This window comes from Enterobacter sp. CPE_E1241 (genome assembly GCF_045618265.1).
GTDB classification, from domain to species: Bacteria; Pseudomonadota; Gammaproteobacteria; order Enterobacterales; family Enterobacteriaceae; genus Enterobacter; species Enterobacter adelaidei.
In genome coordinates this window covers 4,628,890-4,654,332 of the sequence record NZ_JBIWYV010000001.1, presented here as the reverse complement: position 1 = coordinate 4,654,332, position 25,443 = coordinate 4,628,890, and the positions used below count along the sequence as shown (strand labels likewise).

The window sequence follows — 25,443 nt, the reverse complement described above, 5'->3', positions numbered from 1 at the left end:
GAGAGTCATTTTGCGTGTCAGCCGTTCTTTAACGATCAAACAGATGGCGATGGTGTCTGCCGTCACCATGCTGTTTGTCCTGCTCTTTTGCGTAATTTTGCTGTTTCATTCTGTACAGCAGAATCGCTATAACACGGCTTCGCAGTTAGAAAGTATCGCCCGCTCGGTGCGAGGCCCACTCTCCGCCTCTATTCTGAAAGGGGATATTCCCGAAGCAGAAACCATTCTGAAACGCATTCAGCCGGCCGGTATTGTGAGCCGGGCCGATGTTGTATTGCCCAACCAGTTCCAGGCGCTGCGGATGAGCTTTATCCCGGAACGCCCGGTCCCGATGATGGTGATGCGCCTGTTTGAACTGCCGGTGCAGATTTCACTGCCGGTCTATTCGCTTGAGCGTCCTGCTAATCCGCAGCCGTTGGCCTATCTGGTCTTACAGGCGGACTCATACCGCATGTATAAGTTCGTCATGAGCTGGGTAGTTACGTTAGTGACCACTTGCTTACTTATGACGCTCATTCTGAGCGTCGCGCTGACCTGGTGTATCAACCGGCTGATCGTCCATCCGTTGCGCCATATTGCCCGGGAGCTGAACACGCTCTCTCCGCAGGACCAGATGGGTCATCAACTGAAGGTACCGCGTCTTCATCATGACGATGAAATTGGTATGCTGGTGCGCAGTTATAACCTCAATCAGCAGCGAATCCAGCGCCAACAGGATGAGTTAAGCAACAGCGCCACCCGCTTCCCGGTGTCCGAGCTTCCCAATAAAGCCTTTTTGATGGCGATGCTGGAGCAGACCGTTGCGCGTCAGCAAACCACGGCGCTGATGGTCGTCGCCTGCGAGACCCTGCAGGACACGGCTGGCGTGCTCAAGGAGAGCCAGCGCGAAATACTGCTCCTGACGCTGGTGGAAAAAGTGAAGTCTGTTATTGCTCCTCGCATGGTACTGACCCAGGTCAGCGGTTATGACCTGGTCATTATTGCCAACGGTGTGAAAGAGCCCTGGCATGCGATCACATTAGGTCAGCAAGTACTCACTGTCATTAATGAACGGTTGCCTGTTCAGGGTATCCAGCTTCGTCCAAGCGCCAGCATCGGCATCGCGATGTACTATGGCGACTTGACCGCGGAACAGCTATATCGTCGTGCGTTCTCGGCGGCGTTTACCGCCCGGCGCAAAGGGAAAAATCAGATCCAGTTCTTCGACCCGGAACAGATGGAAAAGGCGCAACAGCGCCTGACCGAAGAGAGCGACATTCTGACCGCGCTGGATAACCGCCAGTTTGCCCTCTGGTTACAACCGCAGGTGAACTTGCTGACGGGAGAAGTGAAAAGCGCTGAGGCGTTACTGCGTGTGCAGCAGCCGGATGGCTCATGGGAGTTGCCGGAGGGGCTGATTGAGCGGATCGAATCCTGTGGTCTGATGGTCACCGTCGGTTACTGGGTACTTGAAGAGTCCTGCCGTCAGCTAGCTGCCTGGCAGGAGCGCGGGGTAACGCTGCCGCTGTCGGTCAATTTGTCAGCCCTGCAGCTTATGCACCCGACCATGGTTTCAGAGATGCTGGAGCTGATCCATCGTTACCGAATCAAGCCTGATACGTTAACCCTGGAAGTCACTGAGAGCCGACGCATTGACGACCCTAATGAGGCAGTCGCGATCCTGAAGCCGCTGCGCAATGCCGGCATTCGCATTGCGCTGGACGATTTTGGCATGGGATACGCCGGGCTACGCCAGCTTCAGCACATGAAGACCCTCCCGGTGGATGTGCTAAAAATTGACAAAGCGTTTGTCGACGGCCTGCCGGGCGACAGCAGCATGGTGCAGGCCATTATCCAGATGGCGCGCAGCCTGAATCTGCATCTTATTGCCGAGGGAATTGAAACCGAAGCGCAACGCGTCTGGCTGGCAGAGGCGGGCGTGGAGAGCGGACAAGGCTTCCTTTTTGCCCCTGCTGTTCCTTCGGATGTCTTTGAACAACGATACCTTTCTGGCCCTGACAATAACGCAAAAGTGTAATTTTGTTGCTGGCTTGTGCGAGTCAGCTCAAAGTTCTTAACATTTGTGTTTCAAATTTGAACTGAGTTTATTTCTGTCCTGTTATGTGGGTGTTATTTTAAAGCCGCAGGTTAACCATAACCTTACAAAGCCTGTGGTTTTTCTTCCCAAGGACACCTTATGAAAACCTCTCTCTTTAAAAGTCTTTATTTCCAGGTCCTGACAGCCATCGCCATCGGTATTCTGCTGGGTCACTATTACCCTGAACTGGGCGCACAAATGAAACCGCTTGGCGACGCGTTCGTTAAGCTCATCAAAATGGTCATCGCCCCGGTGATCTTCTGTACGGTAGTGACGGGCATCGCTGGCATGGAAAGCATGAAGGCGGTGGGGCGTACCGGCGCTGTGGCACTTCTGTATTTCGAGGTGGTCAGTACCCTCGCGCTGATTATCGGTCTTATTATAGTTAACGTGGTGCAGCCTGGCGCGGGAATGAACGTTGACCCCTCAACGCTGGATGCCAAAGCAGTCGCGGTTTATGCCGAGCAGGCGAAGGATCAGGGCGTCGTCGCCTTCCTGCTGGACGTAATACCTGGCAGCGTCATCGGCGCGTTCGCCAGCGGAAACATCCTGCAGGTGTTGCTGTTTGCGGTCATGTTTGGCTTCGCCCTGCACCGTCTTGGCAGCAAAGGTCAGCTTATTTTCAATGTGATTGAAAGCTTCTCGCAGGTGATCTTCGGCATCATCAATATGATCATGCGCCTGGCGCCGATTGGTGCTTTCGGTGCGATGGCCTTTACCATCGGTAAATATGGCGTCGGTACGCTGGTGCAGCTGGGTCAGCTGATTATCTGCTTCTATATCACCTGTATCCTATTCGTGGTCGTGGTACTGGGTTCTATCGCCCGCGCGACAGGCTTCAGTATTTTCAAATTCATCCGCTACATCCGTGAAGAGCTGCTGATTGTTCTGGGGACTTCTTCTTCAGAATCGGCGCTGCCGCGTATGCTCGATAAGATGGAGAAACTAGGGTGCCGGAAATCGGTGGTCGGTCTGGTGATCCCGACGGGTTACTCCTTCAACCTTGATGGAACCTCGATATACCTGACGATGGCGGCTGTGTTTATCGCTCAGGCGACCAACAGTCATATGGATATTTTCCATCAGATTACCCTGCTGGTGGTGCTCCTGCTCTCTTCTAAAGGTGCGGCGGGCGTGACAGGCAGTGGCTTTATCGTGCTGGCGGCCACCATCTCTGCAGTGGGTCACCTGCCGGTGGCGGGTCTGGCATTGATTCTGGGTATTGACCGCTTCATGTCCGAGGCGCGTGCGTTAACCAACCTGGTGGGTAACGGCGTAGCCACGGTGGTCGTGGCGAAATGGGTGAAAGAGCTGGATCACAAAAAGCTCGACGACACTCTGAATAACCGTTCAACCGACAGCAAAAATCCTGGCTTAACCTCTTAAACTTGTCACAAATGCCCGTATTCCCTTGTCGGAATGCGGGCTCCTGCGCATAATAACTGTTCATACCTGTCATAATTCGACAAGATTTTTTTTGGGTATATTTCACTTCTGACCGTGACGTTTTGCCGAACGCGCGGTCTAATTGACGTATTTTCATCGTCATCTTTAAGAGTGTGGCGCGTCGCGAGGCACTCTTTTTTAACCAGGAATGTTGATCAGGGGTTCACATGCAGGGCACAAAAATTCGACTCTTAACCGGCGGTTTGCTGATGATGGCAGCAGCCAGTTATGTGCAGGCAGATGCGCTCCAGCCAGACCCGGCCTGGCAACAAGGGACATTAGCGAATGGTTTTCAGTGGCAGGTTTTAGCCACCCCACAACGTCCCAGCGACCGTATTGAAATCCGTCTGTCCGTCAATACCGGCTCTCTCGCGGAGAGCACCCAGCAAACTGGGTTTAGCCACTTTATTCCCCGGCTGGCGCTCACTCAGAGCGGCAGTCTGCAAGCGGTTCAGGTGCGTTCTCTTTGGCAACAGGCCATCGATCCGAAACGCCCACTTCCTCCGGCTGTTGTCTCGTATGACTACACCATGTTTAACCTGAGCCTGCCAAATAACCGCAACGATTTGCTCAAAGAAGCCTTGACGTATCTCTCCGATGCCTCTGGCAATCTGGCGATTACGCCGGATACCGTTAACTATGCCTTGAGCAACAGTGACATGGTGGCGACCTGGCCTGTGGATACCAAAGAGGGCTGGTGGCGTTATCGCCTGAAAGGCTCCACGTTGCTTGGGCATGACCCGGCCGAACCATTGAAACAACCGGTGGATGCTGAACAGGTAAAATCGTTCTACCAGAAATGGTATACCCCGGATGCGATGACGCTGATCGTAGTGGGTAACGTGGACAGCCGCGCGGTGGTTGAGCAGATCAACAAAGCGTTTGGTGATTTGAAAGGCAAACGTGAAACGCCAGCACCTGTCCCGACGCTCTCTCCACTGCGCACAGAACCCGTCAGCATTATGACGGACACCGTCCGTCAGGACAGACTTTCCGTCATGTGGGATAACGCCTGGCAGCCAATTCGTGAGTCCGCGGCGCTGTTGCGCTACTGGCGTGCCGATCTGGCGCGTGAAGCGTTGTTCTGGCACGTTCAGCAGACGCTCAGTAAGAACAGTGTGAAGAATATCGGTCTTGGTTTTGACTGTCGTGTGCTGTTCCAGCGTGCACAGTGTGCCATTAACGTTGAATCGCCGGGCGATAAGCTGAATGCGAATCTGGGTGTGGTTGCGAAAGAGCTGGCGAAAGTGCGCAAAGAGGGTCTCTCTGAAGACGAGTTCAATGCTCTCGTGGCGCAGAAAAAACTCGAGCTGCAGAAGCTGTTTGCAACCTACGCTCGCGCCGATACCGATATCCTGATCAGTCAGCGTATTCGCTCCCTGCAAAATCAGGTGGTGGATATTGCACCAGAACAGTACCAGAAACTTCGCCAGGATTTCCTTAACGGTCTGACCGTCGATATGTTAAATCAGGACTTGCGTCAGCAGCTGTCGCAGGAAATGGCGTTGGTCCTGCTGCAGCCAAAAGGCGAGCCGGAATATGACATGAAGGAACTTCAGACGACCTGGGATTCCATTATGGCTACCGCGCCGCAGCCGGTGCAGGCCACCACGACTGATGATTTACATCAGGATGCGACGGATATACCGCAGGGGCAGTAATTAATACGTTAACACACCCTCTCCCTGTGGAGAGGGTGTCAGCCCGCGCCTTACTTAAACAGGCATCGCCTCACGCGGAATAATTGCCCCGCGATACTGAATCACGGTGCTGGCCGTCAGATGCCCACGCTGTGCCGCCGCTTCCGGGCTTCCGCCCGTCAAACGTACCGCCAGATAGCCCGCGCTGAATGAGTCTCCCGCCGCGGTGGTATCAATCACTTTCTCTTTGGCAAGCTTCACCGCCGGGACGTCAATCACCGCTTCACCCGCAACTGAGACCAGGCATGAATCTGCGCCGCGCTTGATCACCACTTCGCTTACGCCAGCCGCCTGCGTACGCGCAATCACGTCTTCTACCGGTTTCTCACCCCAGAGGGCGTCTTCATCGTCGAGCGTCAGGAACGCGATGTCGGTGCACTGCAGCATCTGCTGATAGACCTGCTGCGTCTCTTCGCGGCTGGCCCACAGGCGCGGACGGTAGTTGTTATCGAAAATGACCTTCCCGCCGTTGGCGCGGCATTCGCGCAGCAGAGAAAGCAGCTTTTCACGGCTGGTGGGGCTCAGGATCGCCAGGCTGATCCCGCTCAGATAGAGATAATCAAACGTGGCCAGTTTTTCACAGATGGCCGCGGCTGCATCGCTCTCAAGCCAGAATTTGGCCGCGGCTTCGTTACGCCAGTAATAGAACGTACGCTCGCCGGTGCTGTCGGTTTCGATGTAGTAGAGCCCCGGGAGGCGGTTCTCCATACGCTGGATCAGCGAGGTTTCAACGTGTTCACTCTGCCAGGCGTCCAGCATTTGCTGGCTAAAATTATCCGTGCCCAGTGCGGTGACGTAGTTCACGGCGAGTGCCTCAGGTGCAACCTGACGGGCAATATAAACGGAAGTGTTTAACGTATCGCCACCAAATCCGCGGCTGACTTCCGCGCCTTTTTGTGACAGCTCAATCATGCATTCGCCAATCACGGCAATTTTTTTGGACATAGTCGTGAACCTGAACAGAGTAATTATCGGTAGTTTGCGCTGAGTGAATTAACTGGTCAACTATATTAAAACAACGTTCCATTATTTTGTTTGAGCCAGCGCGTGTTCCTGTTCATTTCTGTCATCTTAATTTCATTTTCCCCGTGAATTGAACATAAAGTTCTCAATTGTTGCGCCGATAATCCTGTGACGAGTCCAGAAAGGCTATCCCAACAACAGGACATCTGAAATGAAGTCAGAGCAGGTTATCCAGCGGCTGAGCACTACGCCTGAGGCAAGTATTGAGAACTTGCAGGAGCATCGCTACTGGCTGCAATGTGAGCGCGCGTACACCTATCAGCCGATCTACCGGACTGATGGTCGGCTGATGGCAATTGAAATTTTGACCGTCGTCACGCATCCATCAAACCCTTCTCAGCGTATCGCACCGGATCGCTATTTTGCCGAAGTTGCCGTTCGCCAGCGCCTGGATGTGCTGGAAGAACAGCTCCGTATGCTGGCGACGAAGCAGGCCTTTTTCGAGCAGAATGATATCCTCGCCTCGGTGAACGTTGATGGCCCAACTCTGCTGGCGCTGCGTCAGAATGCGAAATTGCAGGAATTGATCGCCACCCTGCCATGGATGCGCTTTGAGCTGGTCGAGCATGTCCGACTGCCGCAGGACTCTTCGTTTGCTTCAATATGTGAGTATGGCCCGTTGTGGCTGGATGATTTTGGCACTGGCATGGCGAACTTCTCTGCCCTGAGTGAAGTGCATTATGACTACATTAAAGTGGCCCGCGAGCTGTTCATTATGCTGCGCCAGACCTCTGAAGGGCGGAATCTGTTTACGCTGTTATTACAGCTGATGAACCGCTATTGCCAGGGGGTGATTGTTGAAGGCGTGGAAACGCTGGAAGAGTGGCGTGATGTGCAAAACTCTCCTGCAGCGGCGGCGCAAGGCTATTTCCTCTCTCGCCCGGTCCCCATGGATCACCTCGATAACGTGATAACGACCCTCTGATAAGCCAGCTTCCCTTTGTCTGAACTATAGTTTTACAGGACAGGTCATCAGGAAAGGGGAAAACAATGACAAAAACAGCCAGGGTAATCTCCTGGGTAGCAGGGATTTTCTTGTTGTTGATCGTGGTTTTCGTCGTCATTGTTGCGACGTTTGACTGGAACCGTCTTAAGCCGACCATCAACCAGAAAGTCTCAACCGAGCTGAACCGCCCCTTCGCCATACGCGGTGATTTAGGGGTGGTTTGGGAACGTCAGAAAGAGGAGACCGGCTGGCGAAGCTGGATCCCCTGGCCACATGTTCACGCCGACGACATCATCCTCGGCAACCCGCCAGATATCCCGGATGTCACCATGGTGCATCTGCCCCGCGTTGAAGCCACACTGGCCCCGTTAGCGCTATTGTCCAAAACGGTCTATCTGCCGTGGATCAAGCTTCAGCAGCCCGATGCGCGGCTGATTCGCCTCTCTGAAAAAAACAACAACTGGACGTTCAACCTTGCCAGTGACAGCGAAAAAGATCCGAATGCCCAGCCTTCTTCCTGGTCATTCCGTCTCGACAATATTCTTTTCGATCGCGGGCGGATCGCCATCGACGATAAGGTCAGCAGGGCGGAGGTGGAGATCCTGGTTGATCCGCTGGGCAAACCATTACCGTTTAGCGAAGTGACTGGCAGCAAAGCGAAAGGCGACAACGCCAGCGTGGGTGATTACGTATTCGGCCTGACGGCAAAGGGACGCTACAACGATCAACCTCTCAGCGGTAAAGGGAAAATAGGCGGCATGCTGGCACTCCGGAGCGAAGGCACGCCGTTCCCGGTGCAGGCGGATTTCCGTTCCGGTAACACCCGCGTGGCGTTCGTGGGGACGGTCAACGATCCGATGAACATGGGGGGCGTCGATCTGCAGCTGAAGTTTGCCGGCGATTCGCTGGGCGAATTGTATCAGCTCACTGGCGTATTACTGCCGGATACGCCGCCGTTTGAGACCGACGGCCATCTGGTGGCGAAAATCGGCGCGGAAAAATCGTCGGTATTTGATTACCGGGGTTTCAACGGTCGTATTGGTGATAGTGATATTCACGGCTCACTGACTTACACCACCGGAAAACCGCGTCCGAAACTGGAAGGGGATGTCGAGTCCCGCCAGCTGCGTCTGGCCGACTTAGGCCCGCTGATAGGTATTGATTCCGGTAAAGGTACGAAGTCAAAAGAGGTGAAGAAAGACCTCCAGCCCGCGGGGAAAGTGCTGCCCTACGACCGCTTTGAGACCGACAAGTGGAATGCAATGGATGCGGATGTACGCTTCAAAGGCGGCAAAATTGAACACGGCAGCACGCTGCCGATCAGCAACCTTTCGACCCATATTCTCCTCCAGAATGCCGACCTGCGCCTGCAGCCGCTGAAGTTTGGCATGGCAGGCGGGACAATTTCCTCGAACATTCACCTGGAAGGCGATAAAAAGCCGATGCAGGGACGAGCCGATATTCAGGCCCGCAGGCTTAAGCTGAAAGCGCTGATGCCGAACGTGGAGTTAATGCAGAAAACCCTCGGCGAAATGAACGGTGATGCCGACATTCGCGGGGTAGGGAATTCCGTGGCGGCGCTGCTGGGAAGCAGTAATGGCAATCTGAAGCTTCTGATGAACGACGGGCTGGTGAGCCGCAACCTGATGGAGATCCTGGGATTGAACGTCGGTAACTACGTTATCGGGCAAATCTTCGGTGACGACGAGGTGCGGGTGAACTGCGCGGCGGCTAATCTGGATCTGGTTAACGGCGTGGCACGCCCGCAGATTTTTGCCTTCGACACGGAAAATGCAGTCATTAACGTGACCGGTACTGCCAGCATGGCCTCCGAGCAGCTTGATTTGACGATCGATCCGGAAAGTAAGGGGATTCGTATCATCACCCTGCGCTCGCCGCTTTATGTGCGCGGCACCTTCAAAAACCCCCAGGCGGGTGTGAAACCAGGGCCGTTGATTGCGCGCGGTGCGGTGGCAGCAGCCCTCGCGACGCTGGTTACCCCAGCTGCAGCGCTGCTGGCGTTGATTTCGCCGTCAGAAGGCGAAGCGAATCAGTGCCGGACGATTTTGTCACAGATGAAGAAGTAAGGTGCGGCCTGTTATTGCCGGGTGGCGCTGCGCTTACCCGGCCTACATTTGAATCGTAGGCCGGGTAAGGCGTAGCCGCCACCCGGCATTAGCTTACAGAGCCTGGTGTTTCGTCTCGTGCGTCAGCAGCAGTGCAATCAGCGTCAGCGCTGCCATAGCTGCCAGATAGACACCGACATAGAACAGACCATAGTTTGCCTGTAACCAGGTCGCGATGTACGGCGCAACGGACGCGCCCAGAATGGAGGAGACGTTGTAAGAGAACGACGCGCCGGTATAACGCACTTCCGTCGGGAACAGCTCCGGCAGCAGCGCGCCCATCGGGCCGAAGGTCAGCCCCATCAGGCTCAGGCCAATCAGCAGGTAGGCCATCACCAGCGCCGGACTACCGGAACCCAGCAGCGGCGGGAAGACGAACAGTGCAAACAGAATGATCAGCGTGGTGATCACAATCATGCTTGCGCGGCGACCAAATTTATCCGCCAGCAGACCCGCAATCGGTACCATCACACCAAACCCAATTACCGCCATCATCAGCATCCACAGCACTTCGTTACGCGGCAGGCCCAGCCCAACCGGCGCGGCGGCGGTACTGAACGTCATGGAGTAAACGGTCATGATGTAGAACAGGGTATAAGTCGCCAGCATGATAAACGTGCCCAGCACGGTCACGCGGACGTGTTTGGTCAGCAGCGTGCCCAGCGGTACTTTCACCTGTTTTTTCTCGGCGGCAACTTTCGCGAAAACAGGGGTTTCATGCAAAGAAACGCGGACATACAGACCAATCAGCACCAGCACGGCAGAGAACACAAACGGGATACGCCAGCCCCAGCTCATGAACTGTTCATCTGTCAGCAGCCAGGAGAGCAGCAGGAACGTCCCGTTGGCAAAGAAGAAGCCAATGGGTGCGCCAAGCTGCGGGAATGAACCATACAGCGCACGTTTACGCGCCGGTGCGTTCTCGGTCGCCAGCAGCGCAGCGCCACCCCATTCACCCCCCAGCCCCAGACCCTGACCAAAACGCGCCAGCGCCAGCAGAACCGGGGCCAGAATGCCGATAGTTTCGTAAGTTGGCAGCAGACCGATGGCCACGGTGGAGATCCCCATCGTCAGCAATGAGGCCACCAGGGTGACTTTACGCCCAATGCGATCGCCAAAATGCCCAAACAGGGCAGAGCCAATCGGACGGGCAACAAACGCGATAGCAAAGGTAGCCAGAGATTGTAGCGTGGCTGCCGTCGGGTCTCCCTGTGGGAAGAAAATATGCGGGAAGACGATGACCGCAGCGGTGGCATAAATGTAAAAGTCGAAGAACTCGATGGCGGTGCCAATCAGCGATGCGACGACAACTTTATTGCGCGAATTTACCGGAACGTTTTCTGCACCAGAGTCGAGTGTTGTGGCTGTTGCTTGCATAATATTTTCTTATTTTTTGTCGAACGAAAGGCCATATTACGCACAGCAAAAGCGACATTTCAATCTGTAACAAAGCTGTTGGCTGGTGATAAAAGCAACAAAAAGCGGATAATTTTCAGACCAGCCAAAACACGTCTATGAAATGCTTCACAGATTTTAAATATCAGTCAATTAAACTGGTTTTCGGTTAAATAAAAGTTACGGACTGGATTTATATGCTGAAATGATGAATCGGGCTGAGATTTCAGCCCGGGAGAGGGATTACCGATGCGTTTTCCCCGGCATCCTTGGGTCATCTTTGTACTGAGCGGTGGCAATCCACGCTGCGCAGAACAGCGTCAGGCGGGCGAAGAAGTAGAAGAACGCCATCAACCCCAGTACTGAACCAAACGCCGCGCCAGAAGGGGATTTAACCAGCGCCGGCAGGGTCCAGGTCATCACAATTTTGATCACCTCAAAGCCTATCGCCGCAATCAATGTTCCACGGATCAGCGCCTTCTTGCGCGGACGATGACGCGGCAGGCGCCAGAAGATCCAGAAGAACAGCAGGTAGTTAGCGAAGATGGAAATCGCCAGACCAATGCCGCGCCAGGCGGGTTTCAGCCACTCGATATAATCGAGATAAAGCGCGGAGATAATCATCTGCTGCGCGGAGCCTGCAACAGAAGTAATCGAGAGCGTGACGATGAGTGCGACAAGCAGGCCAATCAGCGAAACAAAGTCACGAATATACTTAATCCAAATTTTTTCCTGATCCTGAGGCTTACGCTCCCATACCTCGCGCGACTGGGCGCGAATGGCCTCGCGCAGGTTGCCCATCCAGTTAACGCCGGAGTAAAGGGCAATCAGCAAGCCAGCGATACCGACGGTGGTACGCTGTTGGACGGCAGTATTGATGGTGCTTTTGAGCGTGCTGGCAAGGGTCGGGTCGCTGACGTTATTCAGGATCTTATTGAAAATATCCTGCAGTAGCGTCGGGTGCGACGCGAGCACGAAACCGGCCGCCGCAAACGACACCATCAGGATCGGGATCATCGACAGGAAGGAAAAATAGGTGATGGCGGCACCAAACTGGTTTCCCATGCGGTCATTGAAGCGTTCGGCCGCACGTATCAGATGCGCCACCATGGGAAACTGCTGAATTCTTGCGGCGATACCGGTGACGGTTCCCAGCGCTTTGCTGGCGGTGCCTGGCGATTTGGCCTCTTCGGGCCCGGTTTCCATCTTTTTGATGGGATCATAATCTAACTGTTGGGTGGGTCGTTGCGGGTTGTTTTCCGGCGTCACGCGTCTTTTCCTTTTCGTTTGGCTGGATGTAATTGAATTATAGCTTGCGACTAATCCACATAAGCTTTTGTAAGTTCGGTAAGCCACTCCATAAACAGATGTACCCGGCGGGAGAGGTTACGGCGATGGGGATAAATCAGAGAGACAGGCATCGGTTCGGCCTTGTATTGCGGGAGGATCTCAATCAGTTTCTTCGCGCGCAGTAAATCGCGTACGCCAACCCGCGGAACCTGAATAATGCCCAACCCGGCGAGGCAGGCAGCCTGGTAGGTTTCCGTACTGTTGACGGTTAACACCCCGCCCGTTTTTATCCACTGCGTCGCACTGCCGCTATAAAACTCAAAGCCCTGCGGGCGGGTACCCAGCATGGCGGCATAATGAATGACGGCGTGTGAGCCTAAATCGTCCAGCGTTTCCGGGTAGCCAAAACGCGCCAGATAATCCGGGCTGGCGCAGTTAATCACCGTCAGCTTGCCCAGCGGACGCGCGATAAGCCCTGAATCCTTCAGTGTGCCGACGCGGACGACACAATCAAACCCTTCGCGGATCACATCCACAAGACGATCGCTGCTGCTGAGTTCCAGTTCGATACCGGGATAGTGCTGCAGAAAAGCAGGCAGTTTGGGTATGACTAAATTTCGCGCAACGGCGACGGGCATATCCACGCGTAACCGCCCGCTGATGCTGGAGGGGTCGTGCTGAAACATTCCGTCGAGTTCATCAAGGTTTGCCAGCAGATCTTTTGCCCGCTCGTAATAGACCATGCCGTCCTGCGTCAGGCTGACGCGACGCGTGGTGCGGTGCAACAGCTGGGTGCCAAGCCGGTTTTCCAGCGCCTGAATTTGCCGAGAAACGCTGCCTTTTGGCAGCGTTAATGTTTCTGCCGCGCGGGAAAAACTCTCCAGTTCCGCGACGCGGACAAACAACTGCATTGCGTGAATTTTATCCATAGACGAAGCTCATTGTTGTTGCGGTTGAAACAGTGAAGCGTTTTATTCCATCTTTATTGATTTTCTATCACCTAATAAGCTCTTTCTCAATCTCCATAACAGGCAAAACGAGGTTTATGATGACTGAACGTATCGCATTAGTGACGGGTGGTAGCCGTGGACTGGGTAAAAACGCGGCTTTAAAGCTGGCTGCAGAGGGGACGGGAATTATCCTGACATATCACCGCAGTGAGCAGGAAGCACAGGATGTTGTACGCGAAATTCAGGGAAAAGGTGTCAGAGCGGCAGCATTACAGCTCAACGTCGGGGATATCGCCAGTTTCGACCATTTTGCCCGGCAGCTTCAGGAAACCCTTAACACCGTCTGGCAGCGTGACACCTTTGATTATTTATTAAACAATGCCGGAACGGGGTTATACGCGCCCTATAGCGACACAACGGAAGCTCAGTTTGATGAGGCGTTAAACATCCATTTCAAAGGGCCGTTTTTCCTGACACAGCGCCTGCTGCCATTGCTTAATGACGGGGGACGGATCCTCAATGTTTCCAGTGGACTGGCTCGTTTTACTCAGCCAGGTTCAGGAACCTATGCTGCCATGAAAGGGGCGATGGAAGTGCTGACCCGTTATCAGGCAAAAGAGCTGGGCGCGCGCGGGATCACTGTCAACATCATTGCTCCCGGCGCGATAGAAACGGACTTTGGCGGTGGACGCGTGCGTGACAACGCGCAGTTGAATCAGATGCTGGCTTCACAGACCGCCCTGGGTCGGGTGGGGCTACCGGATGATATTGGCGATGCCATTGCGGCCCTGCTTAGCGATAAACTGGGCTGGATGAACGCACAACGTATTGAAGTATCAGGCGGAATGTTCCTGTGATGCCTATTCTTAAGAGGAAGGAACCTCTTAAGGAAATCCTCAACATTAATGTGTCCAAATACTGACAGATATAAAGAACACGGGTGGATTTGTAACGTCCCCATTCATTGAGTTTTTTCTTAAATAACGCCTCTGTAGAATCCCCCTTCGCTATTCTCAGAGGGGAAAAACGATGCGAGTGATCATGTTTGACAGGCAGTCAATATTTATTCATGGAGTGATACACAGTCTTCAGACGTTAATTCCAGAAATAAATATAACAGGAACCTGTCAGGCAGAAGATTTATGGGCTCAGGTGTCCGCGTCACCGTCTGCTATTGTCATGATTGACGGAAATTTAATTCAGGATGACGAGATCGCGTGGCTGGAAGCGCTCATGACTCGCTTCCCGGCGATATCCGTGGTCATGGTGTTAGCGAAAAAAGAGGCCCGATGGGTTGAGCAGTTGTTGCAGCGAAACGTCATGGCCATTATTCCCCGCAAGGCGAGCCCAGAACGGTTTTCCGCCGTGCTGGATTCGGTGTCCAGAGGGATGGTCTGTTTTCCCGGAGAGTGGGTTAAACAGCCGTCGTCATCTCAGGCCTTATTATCTCTGAGCGAACGCCAGCGCGAAGTTCTGAAATTGCTGGCCGCAGGGGAATCTAACAAAGAGATTGGACGCAATCTCAACATCAGCGCGGCCACGGTAAAAGCGCATCTGGAAGCGCTCTTCCGTCGGCTGGATGTTAAAAACAGAACGCAGGCGGCTATGTATTATACGCGAGCGACGGTCTGAAAAACCGCTTGCGGGAGCGAGGACGTCTCACCGAAGCTGAATAGCATTAGCACCAGCGCGTCATGCTGCTGTTGGGTTAAGGGCCGAGCCATATTTTCCCGCAGCAGCCTCTCACATAACTGAATATCCTTATGAAGCAAATATTCTGCCTCAGAAGGGGTGATCAGACCGTTAAATGTTTCCCGGTCGCGGATAACGTGGCCATAACCAATAACCCATAAGCCGTTTTCGTCACGATATTTCGCCAGTGAAAGTCCCTGATGATTTTTTATTAGCGCAATGGCGGCATCCGATATTTTCAGTGCATGACCTTTCATATTTGTGTCCTCTTAATAGCGACACTGTAGAGGAATCAACGTCAGAGAAATATCCGCCAAATGGCTGTTGATCAGGCGTTATTGCTCAGGTAGTCCTGCCTCAATAAACCGAACAACCAGTCATTATGCCAGCGCCCGGCAAGGTAATAGCTCTCGCGTAACTCACCTTCCAGACGAAAATGGGCTTTTTCCAGCAGGCGTCTTGAGGCGACATTCCCCGCAGTGACGGTCGCGGTCAGCCGGCGAATCCCCCCTTGACGGAAGGCATAGTCACAAAGTGCCTGCTGGGATTCGAAGCCGTAACCTTTCCCCTGCGCCGCGGGCTCAAAAAGAAAACCCACTTCAGCACAATCCTCCTCCCGATGAATATACCCGGTGACGCCCAGCGCCGTTCGGGTGGTGGCATCACGCACGACGAGACAAAGCCAGTGTGTGCTGCCAGGTGTCCATGGCGTCAGACGAGCGTCAAAAGCCTCGCGGATCTCTGCTACAGGGCGATCTTGCGCAACAAAGCGCATGACATCAGGATGTTGCTGTAATGCCAGAAAAAAGGGCCAGTCATGTTCCTGCAGGGGCGAGCAGCTAAGGCGTGGGGTGTTTAAAACAGGCATTCAGATTCTCCTGACACTTTTTAAATGATTTTAGGGTTGTCACTTTATTTCAATAGAAAGTCAGGTATGGTTAACCTCGTATAAATAAAAAGAAAAACGGCAGTTACGTGCCCATTCCGGATGTCTTCGTTGGCGCTTAAGGAAAACAATGGCTCTCAGTACATCACATCACGTTCGCGAACAGTTCGAACACTGTCTGGCGGTCATTCGCCAGGCGTCTGTGGAAATTTTGCTTCTTCTGAATGTACATGCTTCTGAGGGCAAAGATCCACGCTGGTTTCTTGAACAACTGGACAGCGCGCGATTAGCTCTGGGGGGCTGGGGAGCCGTTGCGAAGAAGCTCAATCTGAATGATGCCGAGATGTCGGAATTTACGCTGCAATTGCGCCTGCTGCAGCAGCGCGTGCCGCAGTATGAAAGCGGACAGGATGTGAGTGAAAACCAGCTGATTGCGGCAATGCGGTTTGTGACTGCGCTGGAGCACCTTCGTCTGCAGCAGCCGCTTCTGACCTACAGCACAGAGCTGGCACCGGGCAGTGAACTCCAGCAGCAACAGGCGCACAAACAGGTGCGTGCGATTGAGCTGATGTTAAAAGGGCTCATCCAGCAGGCCTGGCCCGATCAGGTGCGGTTGAATAACCATCTTAAGACGCTTTTTAACGCCGACCGGGTAAGACGCTGGTTGAAGCTTGGCGAGATTAACGATGTCCTGAGCGGCATGATGTTCAGTGAACTGGCGCAGATGCTGGTGGATAAAAAAGAGTTCAGCCGCTATTACGCTTCGCTATTCAGTGACCCGACCATGCTGACGCTGCTGGTGGAACCGCGTAAAACGCTGCAAACCTTCCTCGATGACATTCGGCAAATCCGCAACAACATCACGGTTCAGAAGACGTTAAGTTCGGCGCAAATTCAGCTGCTGGATAACTATTACACGCAGATCAGCCGACCGGTTCAGCGTGCGTTTGAAGAGGGGAGAACCCGCGTCAATCCGACCGGGTTAATGGCGGTAGATGCCAGCGAATTGCATACCTTCTGGGAAAAGGCGCAGAAAATGGATCGGGTCACTGGCGGGGATCTGTTTGAAGTTCGTGACACCATTGAAAAGCCGACCCAGCGCGCACCGCGCACCCCAGAACAACGCGAGCAGCTTATTTCTGGTGCGTTATGGGGGGCGGTTGGCGTCATGGTGATTGCCATCGTGGCAGGGGGCTTCTGGCTGGTGACCAGTGGTAAACCACAGCCTGCAACCGTCAGTGTCGCAGAAACAGCGCCACCACAGGAAATGCGTGAGACGCCTTCCTCGCGTGAAACGCTGACGCGCATGGGCGTAACCTGGGACGAAAATAACTTCCGTTCGGCCATTAACCGCAACGATACCCGCGTGGTTCAGCTCTTTTTACAGGGCGGCATGGACTGGAAGCTGTCATGGACCGAAGAGGCGATGTCGGCAGGTTATGACGACGTGCTGGAGCTGATGTTACGCTACCGGCAGAACATGGTCGAAGAGAAGCCGTGCCGTCGCTTTATCAATACGCTCAGCCACGCCATGTCGAATGGCGAGCCTCTGACGTCAAAACGTAAAGAGTATCTGAAAGCATTCTGTACTGTGCCAGCCGTGGTGAAACGCCAGCAGCACGATCTTGATATGGCGACCCGTCGTGCGCAGTCACAACCGGATGCCACCACGAAAAAATGGCAGTCCATCCAGACCGCCATTTATGAGGTGATTCGCTGATTAAGGTTCCCCATACAACCCAATCAGCCGTCGCACCACGCCGTTCGTCCAGCCAAAGCCATCCTGCAGGGGGTATTCACCACCGCCCCCTTCGCGTGGTGTACTGCTGGCGATGTGGTACTTCTCAATGAGCTTATGGTGGTGATTATAAAAATGGTTCACTGTCTGCAACCAGCTCCAGGCGATCTCATCCCCTAGCGAATCATTTCCGTACTGCTTGAACCCCTGAATTGCCATCCATTGCAGCGGGGCCCAGCCGTTGGGTTTATCCCACTGTTCGCCGGTTTCATACTCGGTGGCGAGAATACCGCCTGGGGTCAGGAGCCGCGCTTTGACCGCATCAGACAGGCGTTCGGCCTGCTCATGGGTTGCCATACCCACATACAGAGGCACAATGCTGGCTGCTGAGAACAGCGCCTTTTCCTCGCGTCTCCAGTCATAATCGCGGAAACAGCCGCTCTCCTCATCCCATAGATAGCGGTTCACTGCCTCGCGGCGATCGCTGGCTTTCTGGCGGAACAGGTCGGCGGTTTCTTTATCTCCTTTCGATGCTGAGATATTGGCAATTGCACTTTCCAGCTTGAACAGGAAGGCGTTCAGATCGATGGGGATAAACTGCGTCGTGCGGATGCTGGCGAGCCGTGACGGATCGCGCAGCCAGCGGGACGAATAATCCCAACCTGACGCCGCTCCCGCACGCAGATCGCGATACACCTCATTGGGCGGACGACCCGAGTGGCGGGCCGTTTCCACATCCTCAATCCATGATTCGTCGCGCGGTGTGTCACGGTCGTCCCAGTAGCGGTTGAGCAGCGAACCGTCCGGCATACGTACCGCACTCCGATAGGCCTGATTAAGCAGCAATGACTCAGCGCCGTCCATCCAGAAGGCGTGCTCCATTTTGAGGTGTTCAAGGTAACGTTTTGCCCCGCGTACGCCGTCCTCTTCAAACAACTCCACCATCAGGGCAAAAACGGGGGGCTGGGAGCGGCTGAGATAATAGGTGCGGTTGCCGTTCGGAATATGACCGTAGCGTTCGATTAGCCAGGCGAAGTTATCCGCCATACATTTCAGCAGATCGTTCCGGCCACTCTCGGCCAACCCCAGCATGGAGAAATAAGAGTCCCAGTAATAGGTCTCGCTGAATCGGCCGCCAGGCACGATATACGCTTGCGGCAGTGCCAGCAGGGATGACCAGGGAATATGATCCTGTGGCTCACGCGTTAGCACTGGCCACAGACTGTCGATGTGCTCTTTTAACGAAAGGCCGGGGTCGGAGACATATTCTGTGCTGTAAGTCTCAGGCAACCAGAAGTGGTTCTCCACAAACTGGCGCAGGTCGAAATCCCGGTGGCGTTTGACCTTGCGGTAGCGGATCAGAATATCCAGTGGGTCCATCTTCGGCGCGCAGTCGGGGAAGGTTTTGCTGTCTGCAAACAGCCGTGAAGACTGCACGTGTTCGAACAGTTCAAGATAGCGATCGGCGGGCGTCAGGGCATCAGAGGCGGGTAGCCCTTCGATCATCTCGGGTTCCGGCTCCGCTTCAATCATTTCATCCAGTTTCAACTCACAGGGATCGGTCTCGTAGCGCAGCTCTTCTTCAATCCCGAATTCGATGTTCTCGGTAGCCTGTGTCTTCTGGTTGAACATGGTGATAAGGACCTCCGGTTGTGTGTTCGAAGAGATTGTTCTTCCGGGTGTCTTTAAAGCGTAGACATTCGCTTCGGTAGATGGGGAGGAATATGTGCGCTAGATCACTATTTTCGGAGCATTCGTTTTGCAACGGTGTATGAATGTTAAAAAAAAGCCCCTCCGGAGAGGGGCTTCAGGATTATCGCATGGTAACGAACTCTTCCGCAGCCGTCGGGTGGATCGCCACGGTGTTGTCGAAGTCTTTCTTCGTTGCACCCATCTTCAGCGCCACCGCAAAGCCCTGCAGGATCTCATCCATGCCAAAGCCAATGCCGTGAATACCGACAATCTTCTCGTCTGGCCCAACGCACACCAGCTTCATACGGCACGGCTGACGGTGAGAGGTAACAGCGGTATACATCGCGGTAAACGCCGATTTATACACTTTCACCTGATCGTCGCCATACTGCTCGCGCGCCTGCGGCTCGGTTAAGCCGACGGTGCCGATTGGCGGGTGGCTGAAGACCACGGTCGGGATATTACTGTAGTCCAGATGCTCTTCCGGCTTGTTGTTAAACAGACGCTCGGAGAGACGGCGACCCGCTGCAACGGCAACCGGGGTCAGCTCAACCGCACCGGTGTTATCACCGACAGCATAAATGCCCGGTACGCTGGTGTTCTGGAACTTATCAACGACGATATAGCCTTTATCATTGGTTTTCACGCCCGTGACGGCCAGGTTGAAGTTATCGTTCGCCGGTTCACGGCCAATCGCCCAGATCAGGCAATCGACGGTCTGACTGCGGCCATCTTCCAGCTCCAGGGTCAGGCTGCCGTCTGCATTTTTCACTACCGCTTTTGGTACGGCGTTGGTGTGCAGGGTTGGGCCTTCGGCGTTCATCACTTCTACCAGCGTGTCGACGATCAGCGGGTCAAAGCTACGCAGCGGTGCGTGTTTACGCACGAACAGATGCGCTTCGGCACCCAGACCATTAATCACGCCGGCAAGCTCAACCGCAATGTAACCTGCGCCCACCACGGCAACGCGTTTTGGCAGGGCTGGCAGTTCGAAGAAACCGTCGGAGTCGATACCGTATTCCACACCCGGGATATTCGGGTGGCTCGGACGGCCGCCGGTGGCGATCAGGATGTGATCGGCAGTGATCGTCTCGCCGTTCACTTCGATCGTTTTCGCGTCCACAAAGCGGGCAAAACCACGGATCACGTCGACGTTATTTTTAGCCAGTACGTTGTCGTACGAAGTATGAATACGGTCGATGTAGGCGGTACGGCTGGCGATCAGTTTGTCCCAGTCGAAGTGGTTGATGGTGGTGTCAAAGCCGTAGTCCGGGCCATACATATGGATAGCTTCACGGATCTGCGCCGCATGCCACATCACTTTCTTCGGTACACAACCTACGTTCACGCAGGTGCCGCCAAGTTCTTTGGCTTCAATCAGCGCACATTTCTGGCCATACATGGCCGCACGGTTGATGGAGGCGATGCCGCCGCTGCCGCCGCCGATTGCGATGTAGTCATAATGCTTAGTCATAGCTTTTATCCTTAATCGTGAATTGCCGCGATTGTATACCTGAAATCAATAGGTTCCACCGATGGCTGTAATTACTCAGGCACGATCCAACTGACGGTGGCGTGGCCTGTACCCGCTGGCACCAGCGTTTTGTGCAGCCACGGCAGCACGTTATTCATCTGCGCTTCGAGCTTCCACGGCGGGTTGATGACAATCATACCGGAGGCGGTCATGCCGCGCTGGTCGCTATCCGGGCGTACCGCCAGTTCAATCTGCAGAATTTTACGGATGCCGGTCGCTTCCAGGTCTTTGATCATGCGTTTGATTTGCGCGCGCAGTACCACCGGGTACCACAGGGCATAGGTACCGGTCGCAAAGCGCTTGTAACCTTCGTGGATGCCGGTCACCACCGCCTGATAGTCGGTTTTGATTTCGTACGGCGGGTCGATCAGCACCAGGCCGCGACGGGAAACCGGCGGCAATTTGGCTTTCAGCTGCTGATAGCCATCGGCTTTATCCACGCGAGCGCGGTTATCTTTCTGGAATTCAGCGCGCAACAGTGGGAAATCACTTGGGTGCAGCTCGGTCAACTGGATGCTGTCCTGTTCGCGCAACAGCTGACGGGCAATCAGCGGAGAACCTGGGTAGTAACGCAGCTGGCCGTTGCGGTTGAAATGGTTCACTACACCGATGTAGGGTTCCAGTTCTGCTGGCAGGTCATCCTGCTGCCAGATGCGGGCGATCCCTTCCAGATATTCACCGGTACGCTCGGCGTGTTCGCCGCTCAGCTGATAGCGCCCCGCGCCCGCGTGGGTGTCCAGATAGAGAAACGGCTTCTCTTTCTCTTTGAGTGATTCGATGATCAGACTCTGAACGGTGTGTTTGAGGACATCGGCGTGGTTGCCTGCGTGAAAGCTGTGGCGATAACTGAGCATGAGTAATGAAATTCCGCTGAAATGACGATTTGCCACAGTTTACAGCAGAACGGTACAGATTACCCGTCAGCCCGGTAAGCGCAGGCATTGAAATCCTCTACACTTAACCCCATTACTGGACCATATGCACAGCGCCGGATGCGCGCTTCATTCATCTTATTCAACAGGACAGCGTTTATGACCAATCCATTACTGACGCCTTTTTCGTTGCCACCATTTTCTAAAATCCTCCCTGAGCATGTGGTTCCATCCGTTACGCAATCGCTGGACAACTGTCGCGCGGCGGTAGAAAGCGTGGTAGCGCAGGGCGCGCCGTACAGCTGGGAAAATCTGTGTCAGCCGCTGGCCGAAGTGGACGACGTGCTGGGACGTATCTTCTCCCCGGTGAGCCATCTGAACTCGGTTAAAAACAGTCCGGAACTGCGTGAAGCCTACGAACAGACTCTGCCGCTGCTCTCTGAGTACAGCACCTGGGTCGGCCAGCACGAAGGGCTCTACAAAGCGTATCGCGACCTGCGCGACGGCGACCACTATGCTGAACTGAACACGGCGCAGAAAAAATCGGTCGATAACGCCCTGCGTGATTTTGAGCTGTCCGGGATTGGTCTGCCAAAAGAGAAGCAGACCCGCTACGGTGAAATTGCCGCGCGCCTGTCTGAACTGGGTAATCAGTACAGCAACAACGTGCTCGACGCCACCATGGGCTGGACGAAGCTGATTACCGACGAAGCGCAGTTGGCCGGGATGCCGGAAAGCGCGCTGGCGGCGGCAAAAGCGCAGGCCGAAGCGAAAGAGCAGGAAGGTTTCCTGTTAACCCTGGATATCCCGAGCTACCTGCCGGTAATGACCTACTGCGACAACCAGGCGTTGCGCGAAGAGATGTACCGCGCTTACAGCACCCGCGCCTCCGACCAGGGGCCGAATGCCGGTAAATGGGACAACAGCCCGGTGATGGCTGAAATTCTGGCTCTGCGTCACGAGCTGGCGCAACTGCTGGGCTTTGAAAACTATGCTGATAAATCCCTCGCTACCAAAATGGCGGAAAATCCACAGCAGGTACTCGATTTCCTGACCGACCTGGCCAAACGCGCCCGTCCACAGGGTGAGAAAGAGCTGGCTCAGTTGCGTGCTTTCGCGAAGGCGGAGTTCGGCGTGGACGAGTTGCAGCCGTGGGACATCGCTTACTACAGCGAAAAACAGAAGCAGCACCTCTACAGCATCAGCGACGAGCAGTTGCGCCCGTACTTCCCGGAAAACAAAGCCGTTAACGGTCTGTTCGAAGTGGTTAAACGCATCTATGGCATCACCGCAAAAGAACGTACCGACATTGACGTCTGGCATCCGGACGTACGTTTCTTCGAGCTGTATGACGAGAAGAACGAGCTGCGTGGCAGTTTCTACCTCGATCTCTACGCGCGTGAGAACAAACGCGGCGGGGCGTGGATGGACGACTGCGTGGGCCAGATGCGTAAAGCCGACGGTTCTCTGCAGAAGCCGGTCGCTTATCTGACCTGTAACTTCAACCGTCCGGTGAATGGCAAACCTGCGCTGTTTACCCACGACGAAGTGATCACCCTGTTCCACGAGTTCGGCCACGGTCTGCACCATATGCTGACCCGCATCGAAACCGCTGGCGTGGCCGGGATCAGCGGTGTGCCGTGGGATGCGGTCGAACTGCCAAGCCAGTTTATGGAAAACTGGTGCTGGGAGCCGGACGCACTGGCGTTTATCTCTGGTCACTATGAGACCGGCGAACCGCTGCCGAAAGAACTGCTGGATAAAATGCTGGCAGCGAAAAATTACCAGGCGGCGATGTTTATCCTGCGTCAGCTGGAGTTCGGCCTGTTTGATTTCCGCCTGCACGCCGAGTTCAGCCCGGAACAGGGGGCTAAAATCCTCGAGACCCTGGCTGAGATTAAAAAGCAGGTTGCCGTCATTCCTGGGCCAACCTGGGGCCGCTTCCCGCACGCGTTCAGCCACATCTTCGCGGGCGGCTACGCGGCAGGTTACTATAGCTACCTGTGGGCCGACGTGCTGGCGGCAGATGCTTTCTCTCGTTTCGAAGAGGAAGGGATTTTTAACCGCGAAACTGGCCAGTCTTTCCTCGATAACATCCTGACCCGCGGGGGTTCAGAAGAGCCGATGGAGCTGTTCAAACGCTTCCGTGGCCGCGAGCCACAGCTGGATGCGATGCTTGAGCATTACGGGATTAAAGGCTGATTGCTACGTGAAGATCTGCTTAGTTGATGAAACAGGCGCCGGAGACGGCGCCTTATCTGTTCTGGCCGCCCGCTGGGGGCTGGAGCATGATGATGAAAACCTGATGGCGCTGGTGATGACGCCAGAGCATCTCGAATTACGTAAGCGCGACGAACCAAAACTCGGCGGTATTTTTGTCGACTTTGTTGGCGGTGCAATGGCACACCGACGTAAGTTTGGTGGCGGTCGTGGTGAAGCGGTTGCCAAAGCGGTCGGCATCAAGGGAAGCTATCTGCCGGATGTGGTGGATGCCACGGCGGGGTTAGGGCGTGATGCGTTTGTGCTGGCATCCGTGGGTTGTCATGTGCGGATGCTGGAACGGAATCCTGTGGTGGCCGCACTGCTCGACGACGGTCTGGTGCGTGGCTATGCAGATCCGGAAATCGGCCCGTGGTTGCAGGAGCGTTTGCAGCTGATCCACGCCTCCAGCCTGACGGTGCTGACCGATATTACCCCGCGCCCGCAGGTGGTCTATCTTGATCCGATGTTCCCGCATAAGCAGAAAAGCGCGCTGGTGAAAAAAGAGATGCGTGTGTTTCAGTCGCTCGTGGGTCCGGACCTGGATGCAGATGGTTTGCTGGGGCCTGCTCGCCAGTTAGCGACGAAGCGTGTGGTAGTGAAACGCCCGGACTATGCGCCGCCGCTGGCGGACGTTGCGACGACCAATGCGGTGACTACCAAAGGGCACCGGTTTGATATTTATGCCGGTACGCCGGAATAACAAAGCCCGGTGGCGCTAGCGCTACCGGGCATTTTGCACTTATTCGTCTTCTTCGTCACGCAGTGGAACAATCAGCATATCCACGTGAACGGTGTTAATCAGCTGGCGCGCTGAAGACATCAGCTTGCTCCAGAAGTCCTGATGGTGACCGCATACCACCAGATCCATATCGTATTTCTTAATTGCATCGACCAGCACCTGTCCCAGGTCGCCGCTACCGCTTAAGGTTTCGGTGATCGGATAACCTGCGTTAGTCGACAGTTCGCTCAGAGCATGGTGAGTCTCTTCGGAGATGCGTTTCTGCATATCGCCGAGATTGACGTCGATCAGACCGGTATAGAGGTCGGAGTAATTCACATCAACGTGAATCAGAGAAACTTTCGCGTTGTAGGGACGTGCCATGGATACTGCTTTATCAACCAGTACTTTGCTCTCCGGGGAGAGGTCTACCGCGATGAGAATGTGTTTGTAAGCCATAGTGTTACTCCTTCCTTAAGTTATCGATGACTATTACGAGAATGCCGCCGTCTGATACTTTATTACGGCCCAGTTAAACATATTTTTCAAGCTTTGGTGTTGATAACGATTAACCTTGTGGCAAAAAAATTAACGGATCTCCTACACTATTTAATGAGCCGTTCGGATTTTAAAATGCGAACCGGATCGATTTTGGTCATTCTTTCACTGAACTGTCTGTCAGGGCATTGGGGTGCGGTAGCTCAGAAGCCTTGCTTCGTGGGCGGACGCCGGGGAGGATGTATGATTAGCACCGTCGCATTGTTTTGGGCGCTATGTGTGGTTTGCATAGTGAATATGGCGCGCTACTTCTCATCGTTACGTGCGCTGTTGGTGGTACTTCGTGGTTGCGATCCGTTGCTTTATCAGTATGTGGACGGTGGAGGTTTCTTCACCTCGCATGGACAGCCCAGCAAACAGATGCGTCTGGTGGGATACATCTACTACCAGCGCTACCGCGATCATCACGATGAAGAGTTTATCCGTCGTTGCGAGCGCCTGCGTCGTCAGTTCATTTTGACCAGCGCCTTATGTGGTCTGGTCGTGGTCAGTATGGTTGCATTGATGATTTGGCATTGAGCTTCACAGCAGGCGGGGT

21 protein-coding genes are annotated in these 25,443 nt (G+C 54.4%); 11 read left to right on the top strand and 10 right to left on the bottom strand.

Annotated features, from left to right (window positions below):
- Positions 1-10: 10 nt before the first annotated feature.
- The 3 genes from hmsP to ACJ9Y9_RS22765 all read left to right on the top strand — a co-directional run bounded on the left by hmsP (position 11) and on the right by ACJ9Y9_RS22765 (position 5,184).
- Positions 11-2,017: a biofilm formation regulator HmsP gene (hmsP, locus tag ACJ9Y9_RS22775; RefSeq protein ID WP_028018355.1), complete on the top strand. Its 2,007-nt coding sequence runs from the start codon at positions 11-13 to the stop codon at positions 2,015-2,017.
- A 159-nt stretch (positions 2,018-2,176) separates the two neighbouring features.
- Positions 2,177-3,463, top strand: coding sequence for a dicarboxylate/amino acid:cation symporter (locus tag ACJ9Y9_RS22770; RefSeq protein WP_028018354.1), 1,287 nt, complete (start codon positions 2,177-2,179; stop codon positions 3,461-3,463).
- A 227-nt stretch (positions 3,464-3,690) separates the two neighbouring features.
- Positions 3,691-5,184, top strand: a complete 1,494-nt coding sequence (locus ACJ9Y9_RS22765) for a pitrilysin family protein (protein ID WP_028018353.1) — start codon at positions 3,691-3,693, stop codon at positions 5,182-5,184.
- 54 nt (positions 5,185-5,238) lie between these two features.
- On the opposite strand, the gene ACJ9Y9_RS22760 is transcribed toward ACJ9Y9_RS22765, so the two are convergent.
- Positions 5,239-6,168, bottom strand: a complete 930-nt coding sequence (locus ACJ9Y9_RS22760) for a sugar kinase (RefSeq protein WP_028018352.1) — start codon at positions 6,166-6,168, stop codon at positions 5,239-5,241.
- Positions 6,169-6,397: 229 nt separating this feature from the next.
- On the opposite strand from ACJ9Y9_RS22760, the gene pdeH reads away from it, so the two are divergent.
- Both pdeH and ACJ9Y9_RS22750 read left to right on the top strand, forming a co-directional pair.
- Positions 6,398-7,171, top strand: a complete 774-nt coding sequence (gene pdeH, locus ACJ9Y9_RS22755) for a cyclic-guanylate-specific phosphodiesterase (protein WP_028018351.1) — start codon at positions 6,398-6,400, stop codon at positions 7,169-7,171.
- Between the two features lie 65 nt (positions 7,172-7,236).
- Positions 7,237-9,279: an AsmA family protein gene (locus ACJ9Y9_RS22750; RefSeq protein ID WP_028018350.1), complete on the top strand. Its 2,043-nt coding sequence runs from the start codon at positions 7,237-7,239 to the stop codon at positions 9,277-9,279.
- A gap of 93 nt (positions 9,280-9,372) precedes the next feature.
- On the opposite strand, the gene ACJ9Y9_RS22745 is transcribed toward ACJ9Y9_RS22750, so the two are convergent.
- From ACJ9Y9_RS22745 to ACJ9Y9_RS22735, 3 genes are all read right to left on the bottom strand, one after another.
- Positions 9,373-10,695: an MFS transporter gene (locus ACJ9Y9_RS22745; RefSeq protein WP_028018349.1), complete on the bottom strand. Its 1,323-nt coding sequence runs from the start codon at positions 10,693-10,695 to the stop codon at positions 9,373-9,375.
- Positions 10,696-10,956: 261 nt separating this feature from the next.
- Positions 10,957-11,982, bottom strand: coding sequence for an inner membrane protein YhjD (gene yhjD, locus ACJ9Y9_RS22740; RefSeq protein ID WP_028018348.1), 1,026 nt, complete (start codon positions 11,980-11,982; stop codon positions 10,957-10,959).
- Between the two features lie 50 nt (positions 11,983-12,032).
- Complete coding sequence (locus ACJ9Y9_RS22735; protein ID WP_028018347.1) at positions 12,033-12,932, bottom strand: LysR family transcriptional regulator; 900 nt, start codon at positions 12,930-12,932, stop codon at positions 12,033-12,035.
- Between the two features lie 119 nt (positions 12,933-13,051).
- Here ACJ9Y9_RS22735 and ACJ9Y9_RS22730 point away from each other — a divergent pair, with 119 nt between their 5' ends.
- Both ACJ9Y9_RS22730 and ACJ9Y9_RS22725 read left to right on the top strand, forming a co-directional pair.
- Positions 13,052-13,810: an SDR family NAD(P)-dependent oxidoreductase gene (locus tag ACJ9Y9_RS22730; protein WP_028018346.1), complete on the top strand. Its 759-nt coding sequence runs from the start codon at positions 13,052-13,054 to the stop codon at positions 13,808-13,810.
- Between the two features lie 172 nt (positions 13,811-13,982).
- The gene (locus ACJ9Y9_RS22725) at positions 13,983-14,585 is read left to right on the top strand and encodes a response regulator transcription factor (RefSeq protein WP_028018345.1); all 603 of its coding nucleotides are present in this window, start codon (positions 13,983-13,985) and stop codon (positions 14,583-14,585) included.
- On the opposite strand, the gene ACJ9Y9_RS22720 is transcribed toward ACJ9Y9_RS22725, so the two are convergent.
- Both ACJ9Y9_RS22720 and ACJ9Y9_RS22715 read right to left on the bottom strand, forming a co-directional pair.
- On the bottom strand, positions 14,564-14,902 hold the full coding sequence (locus ACJ9Y9_RS22720) for a lysozyme (protein ID WP_028018344.1): 339 nt from the start codon (positions 14,900-14,902) through the stop codon (positions 14,564-14,566). The two genes, ACJ9Y9_RS22725 and ACJ9Y9_RS22720, sit on opposite strands and share 22 nt — an antisense overlap.
- A 71-nt stretch (positions 14,903-14,973) precedes the next feature.
- On the bottom strand, positions 14,974-15,513 hold the full coding sequence (locus ACJ9Y9_RS22715) for a GNAT family N-acetyltransferase (RefSeq protein WP_028018343.1): 540 nt from the start codon (positions 15,511-15,513) through the stop codon (positions 14,974-14,976).
- Positions 15,514-15,661: 148 nt separating this feature from the next.
- Between ACJ9Y9_RS22715 and ACJ9Y9_RS22710 the strand changes: the two genes are divergently transcribed.
- Positions 15,662-17,251 (top strand): STY4199 family HEPN domain-containing protein, encoded by a 1,590-nt coding sequence (locus ACJ9Y9_RS22710; protein ID WP_028018342.1) that lies wholly within the window; start codon positions 15,662-15,664, stop codon positions 17,249-17,251.
- Here ACJ9Y9_RS22710 and ACJ9Y9_RS22705 read toward each other — a convergent pair whose 3' ends face one another.
- From ACJ9Y9_RS22705 to ACJ9Y9_RS22695, 3 genes are all read right to left on the bottom strand, one after another.
- Positions 17,252-18,901 carry an alpha,alpha-trehalase gene (locus ACJ9Y9_RS22705; protein ID WP_028018341.1) on the bottom strand — a complete coding sequence of 550 codons (1,650 nt, stop codon included), beginning with the start codon at positions 18,899-18,901 and terminating at the stop codon, positions 17,252-17,254.
- A 181-nt stretch (positions 18,902-19,082) separates the two neighbouring features.
- Positions 19,083-20,435, bottom strand: a complete 1,353-nt coding sequence (gene gorA / locus ACJ9Y9_RS22700) for a glutathione-disulfide reductase (RefSeq protein ID WP_028018340.1) — start codon at positions 20,433-20,435, stop codon at positions 19,083-19,085.
- A gap of 71 nt (positions 20,436-20,506) precedes the next feature.
- Positions 20,507-21,349: a 23S rRNA (adenine(2030)-N(6))-methyltransferase RlmJ gene (locus ACJ9Y9_RS22695; RefSeq protein ID WP_028018339.1), complete on the bottom strand. Its 843-nt coding sequence runs from the start codon at positions 21,347-21,349 to the stop codon at positions 20,507-20,509.
- Between the two features lie 177 nt (positions 21,350-21,526).
- Between ACJ9Y9_RS22695 and prlC the strand changes: the two genes are divergently transcribed.
- Both prlC and rsmJ read left to right on the top strand, forming a co-directional pair.
- The gene (gene prlC, locus ACJ9Y9_RS22690; RefSeq protein ID WP_028018338.1) at positions 21,527-23,569 is read left to right on the top strand and encodes an oligopeptidase A; all 2,043 of its coding nucleotides are present in this window, start codon (positions 21,527-21,529) and stop codon (positions 23,567-23,569) included.
- A gap of 7 nt (positions 23,570-23,576) precedes the next feature.
- Positions 23,577-24,329 (top strand): 16S rRNA (guanine(1516)-N(2))-methyltransferase RsmJ, encoded by a 753-nt coding sequence (gene rsmJ / locus ACJ9Y9_RS22685; protein WP_032666898.1) that lies wholly within the window; start codon positions 23,577-23,579, stop codon positions 24,327-24,329.
- Positions 24,330-24,368: 39 nt separating this feature from the next.
- Here the strand turns inward: rsmJ and uspA are convergent, their stop codons facing one another.
- A complete protein-coding gene (gene uspA, locus ACJ9Y9_RS22680) occupies positions 24,369-24,806 on the bottom strand; it encodes a universal stress protein UspA (protein WP_003861223.1) in 438 nt (145 codons plus the stop codon).
- Between the two features lie 282 nt (positions 24,807-25,088).
- On the opposite strand from uspA, the gene uspB reads away from it, so the two are divergent.
- Positions 25,089-25,424, top strand: coding sequence for a universal stress protein UspB (uspB, locus tag ACJ9Y9_RS22675; protein ID WP_028018336.1), 336 nt, complete (start codon positions 25,089-25,091; stop codon positions 25,422-25,424).
- The last annotated feature ends 19 nt before the right edge of the window (positions 25,425-25,443 follow it).

Excerpts from the sequence above, each read along its gene's own strand:
- pdeH (WP_028018351.1), top strand. The coding sequence starts at position 6,398 with ATGAAGTCAGAGCAGGTTATCCAGCGGCTGAGCACTACGCCTGAGGCA.
- uspB (WP_028018336.1), top strand. The coding sequence starts at position 25,089 with ATGATTAGCACCGTCGCATTGTTTTGGGCGCTATGTGTGGTTTGCATA.
- ACJ9Y9_RS22745 (WP_028018349.1), bottom strand. The coding sequence starts at position 10,695 with ATGCAAGCAACAGCCACAACACTCGACTCTGGTGCAGAAAACGTTCCG.
- gorA (WP_028018340.1), bottom strand. The coding sequence starts at position 20,435 with ATGACTAAGCATTATGACTACATCGCAATCGGCGGCGGCAGCGGCGGC.
- ACJ9Y9_RS22695 (WP_028018339.1), bottom strand. The coding sequence starts at position 21,349 with ATGCTCAGTTATCGCCACAGCTTTCACGCAGGCAACCACGCCGATGTC.
- ACJ9Y9_RS22760 (WP_028018352.1), bottom strand. The coding sequence starts at position 6,168 with ATGTCCAAAAAAATTGCCGTGATTGGCGAATGCATGATTGAGCTGTCA.
- prlC (WP_028018338.1), top strand. The coding sequence starts at position 21,527 with ATGACCAATCCATTACTGACGCCTTTTTCGTTGCCACCATTTTCTAAA.
- ACJ9Y9_RS22770 (WP_028018354.1), top strand. The coding sequence starts at position 2,177 with ATGAAAACCTCTCTCTTTAAAAGTCTTTATTTCCAGGTCCTGACAGCC.
- ACJ9Y9_RS22720 (WP_028018344.1), bottom strand. The coding sequence starts at position 14,902 with ATGAAAGGTCATGCACTGAAAATATCGGATGCCGCCATTGCGCTAATA.
- ACJ9Y9_RS22705 (WP_028018341.1), bottom strand. The coding sequence starts at position 18,901 with ATGTTCAACCAGAAGACACAGGCTACCGAGAACATCGAATTCGGGATT.
- ACJ9Y9_RS22750 (WP_028018350.1), top strand. The coding sequence starts at position 7,237 with ATGACAAAAACAGCCAGGGTAATCTCCTGGGTAGCAGGGATTTTCTTG.
- uspA (WP_003861223.1), bottom strand. The coding sequence starts at position 24,806 with ATGGCTTACAAACACATTCTCATCGCGGTAGACCTCTCCCCGGAGAGC.
- ACJ9Y9_RS22730 (WP_028018346.1), top strand. The coding sequence starts at position 13,052 with ATGACTGAACGTATCGCATTAGTGACGGGTGGTAGCCGTGGACTGGGT.
- ACJ9Y9_RS22735 (WP_028018347.1), bottom strand. The coding sequence starts at position 12,932 with ATGGATAAAATTCACGCAATGCAGTTGTTTGTCCGCGTCGCGGAACTG.
- ACJ9Y9_RS22725 (WP_028018345.1), top strand. The coding sequence starts at position 13,983 with ATGCGAGTGATCATGTTTGACAGGCAGTCAATATTTATTCATGGAGTG.
- ACJ9Y9_RS22765 (WP_028018353.1), top strand. The coding sequence starts at position 3,691 with ATGCAGGGCACAAAAATTCGACTCTTAACCGGCGGTTTGCTGATGATG.
- ACJ9Y9_RS22715 (WP_028018343.1), bottom strand. The coding sequence starts at position 15,513 with ATGCCTGTTTTAAACACCCCACGCCTTAGCTGCTCGCCCCTGCAGGAA.
- ACJ9Y9_RS22710 (WP_028018342.1), top strand. The coding sequence starts at position 15,662 with ATGGCTCTCAGTACATCACATCACGTTCGCGAACAGTTCGAACACTGT.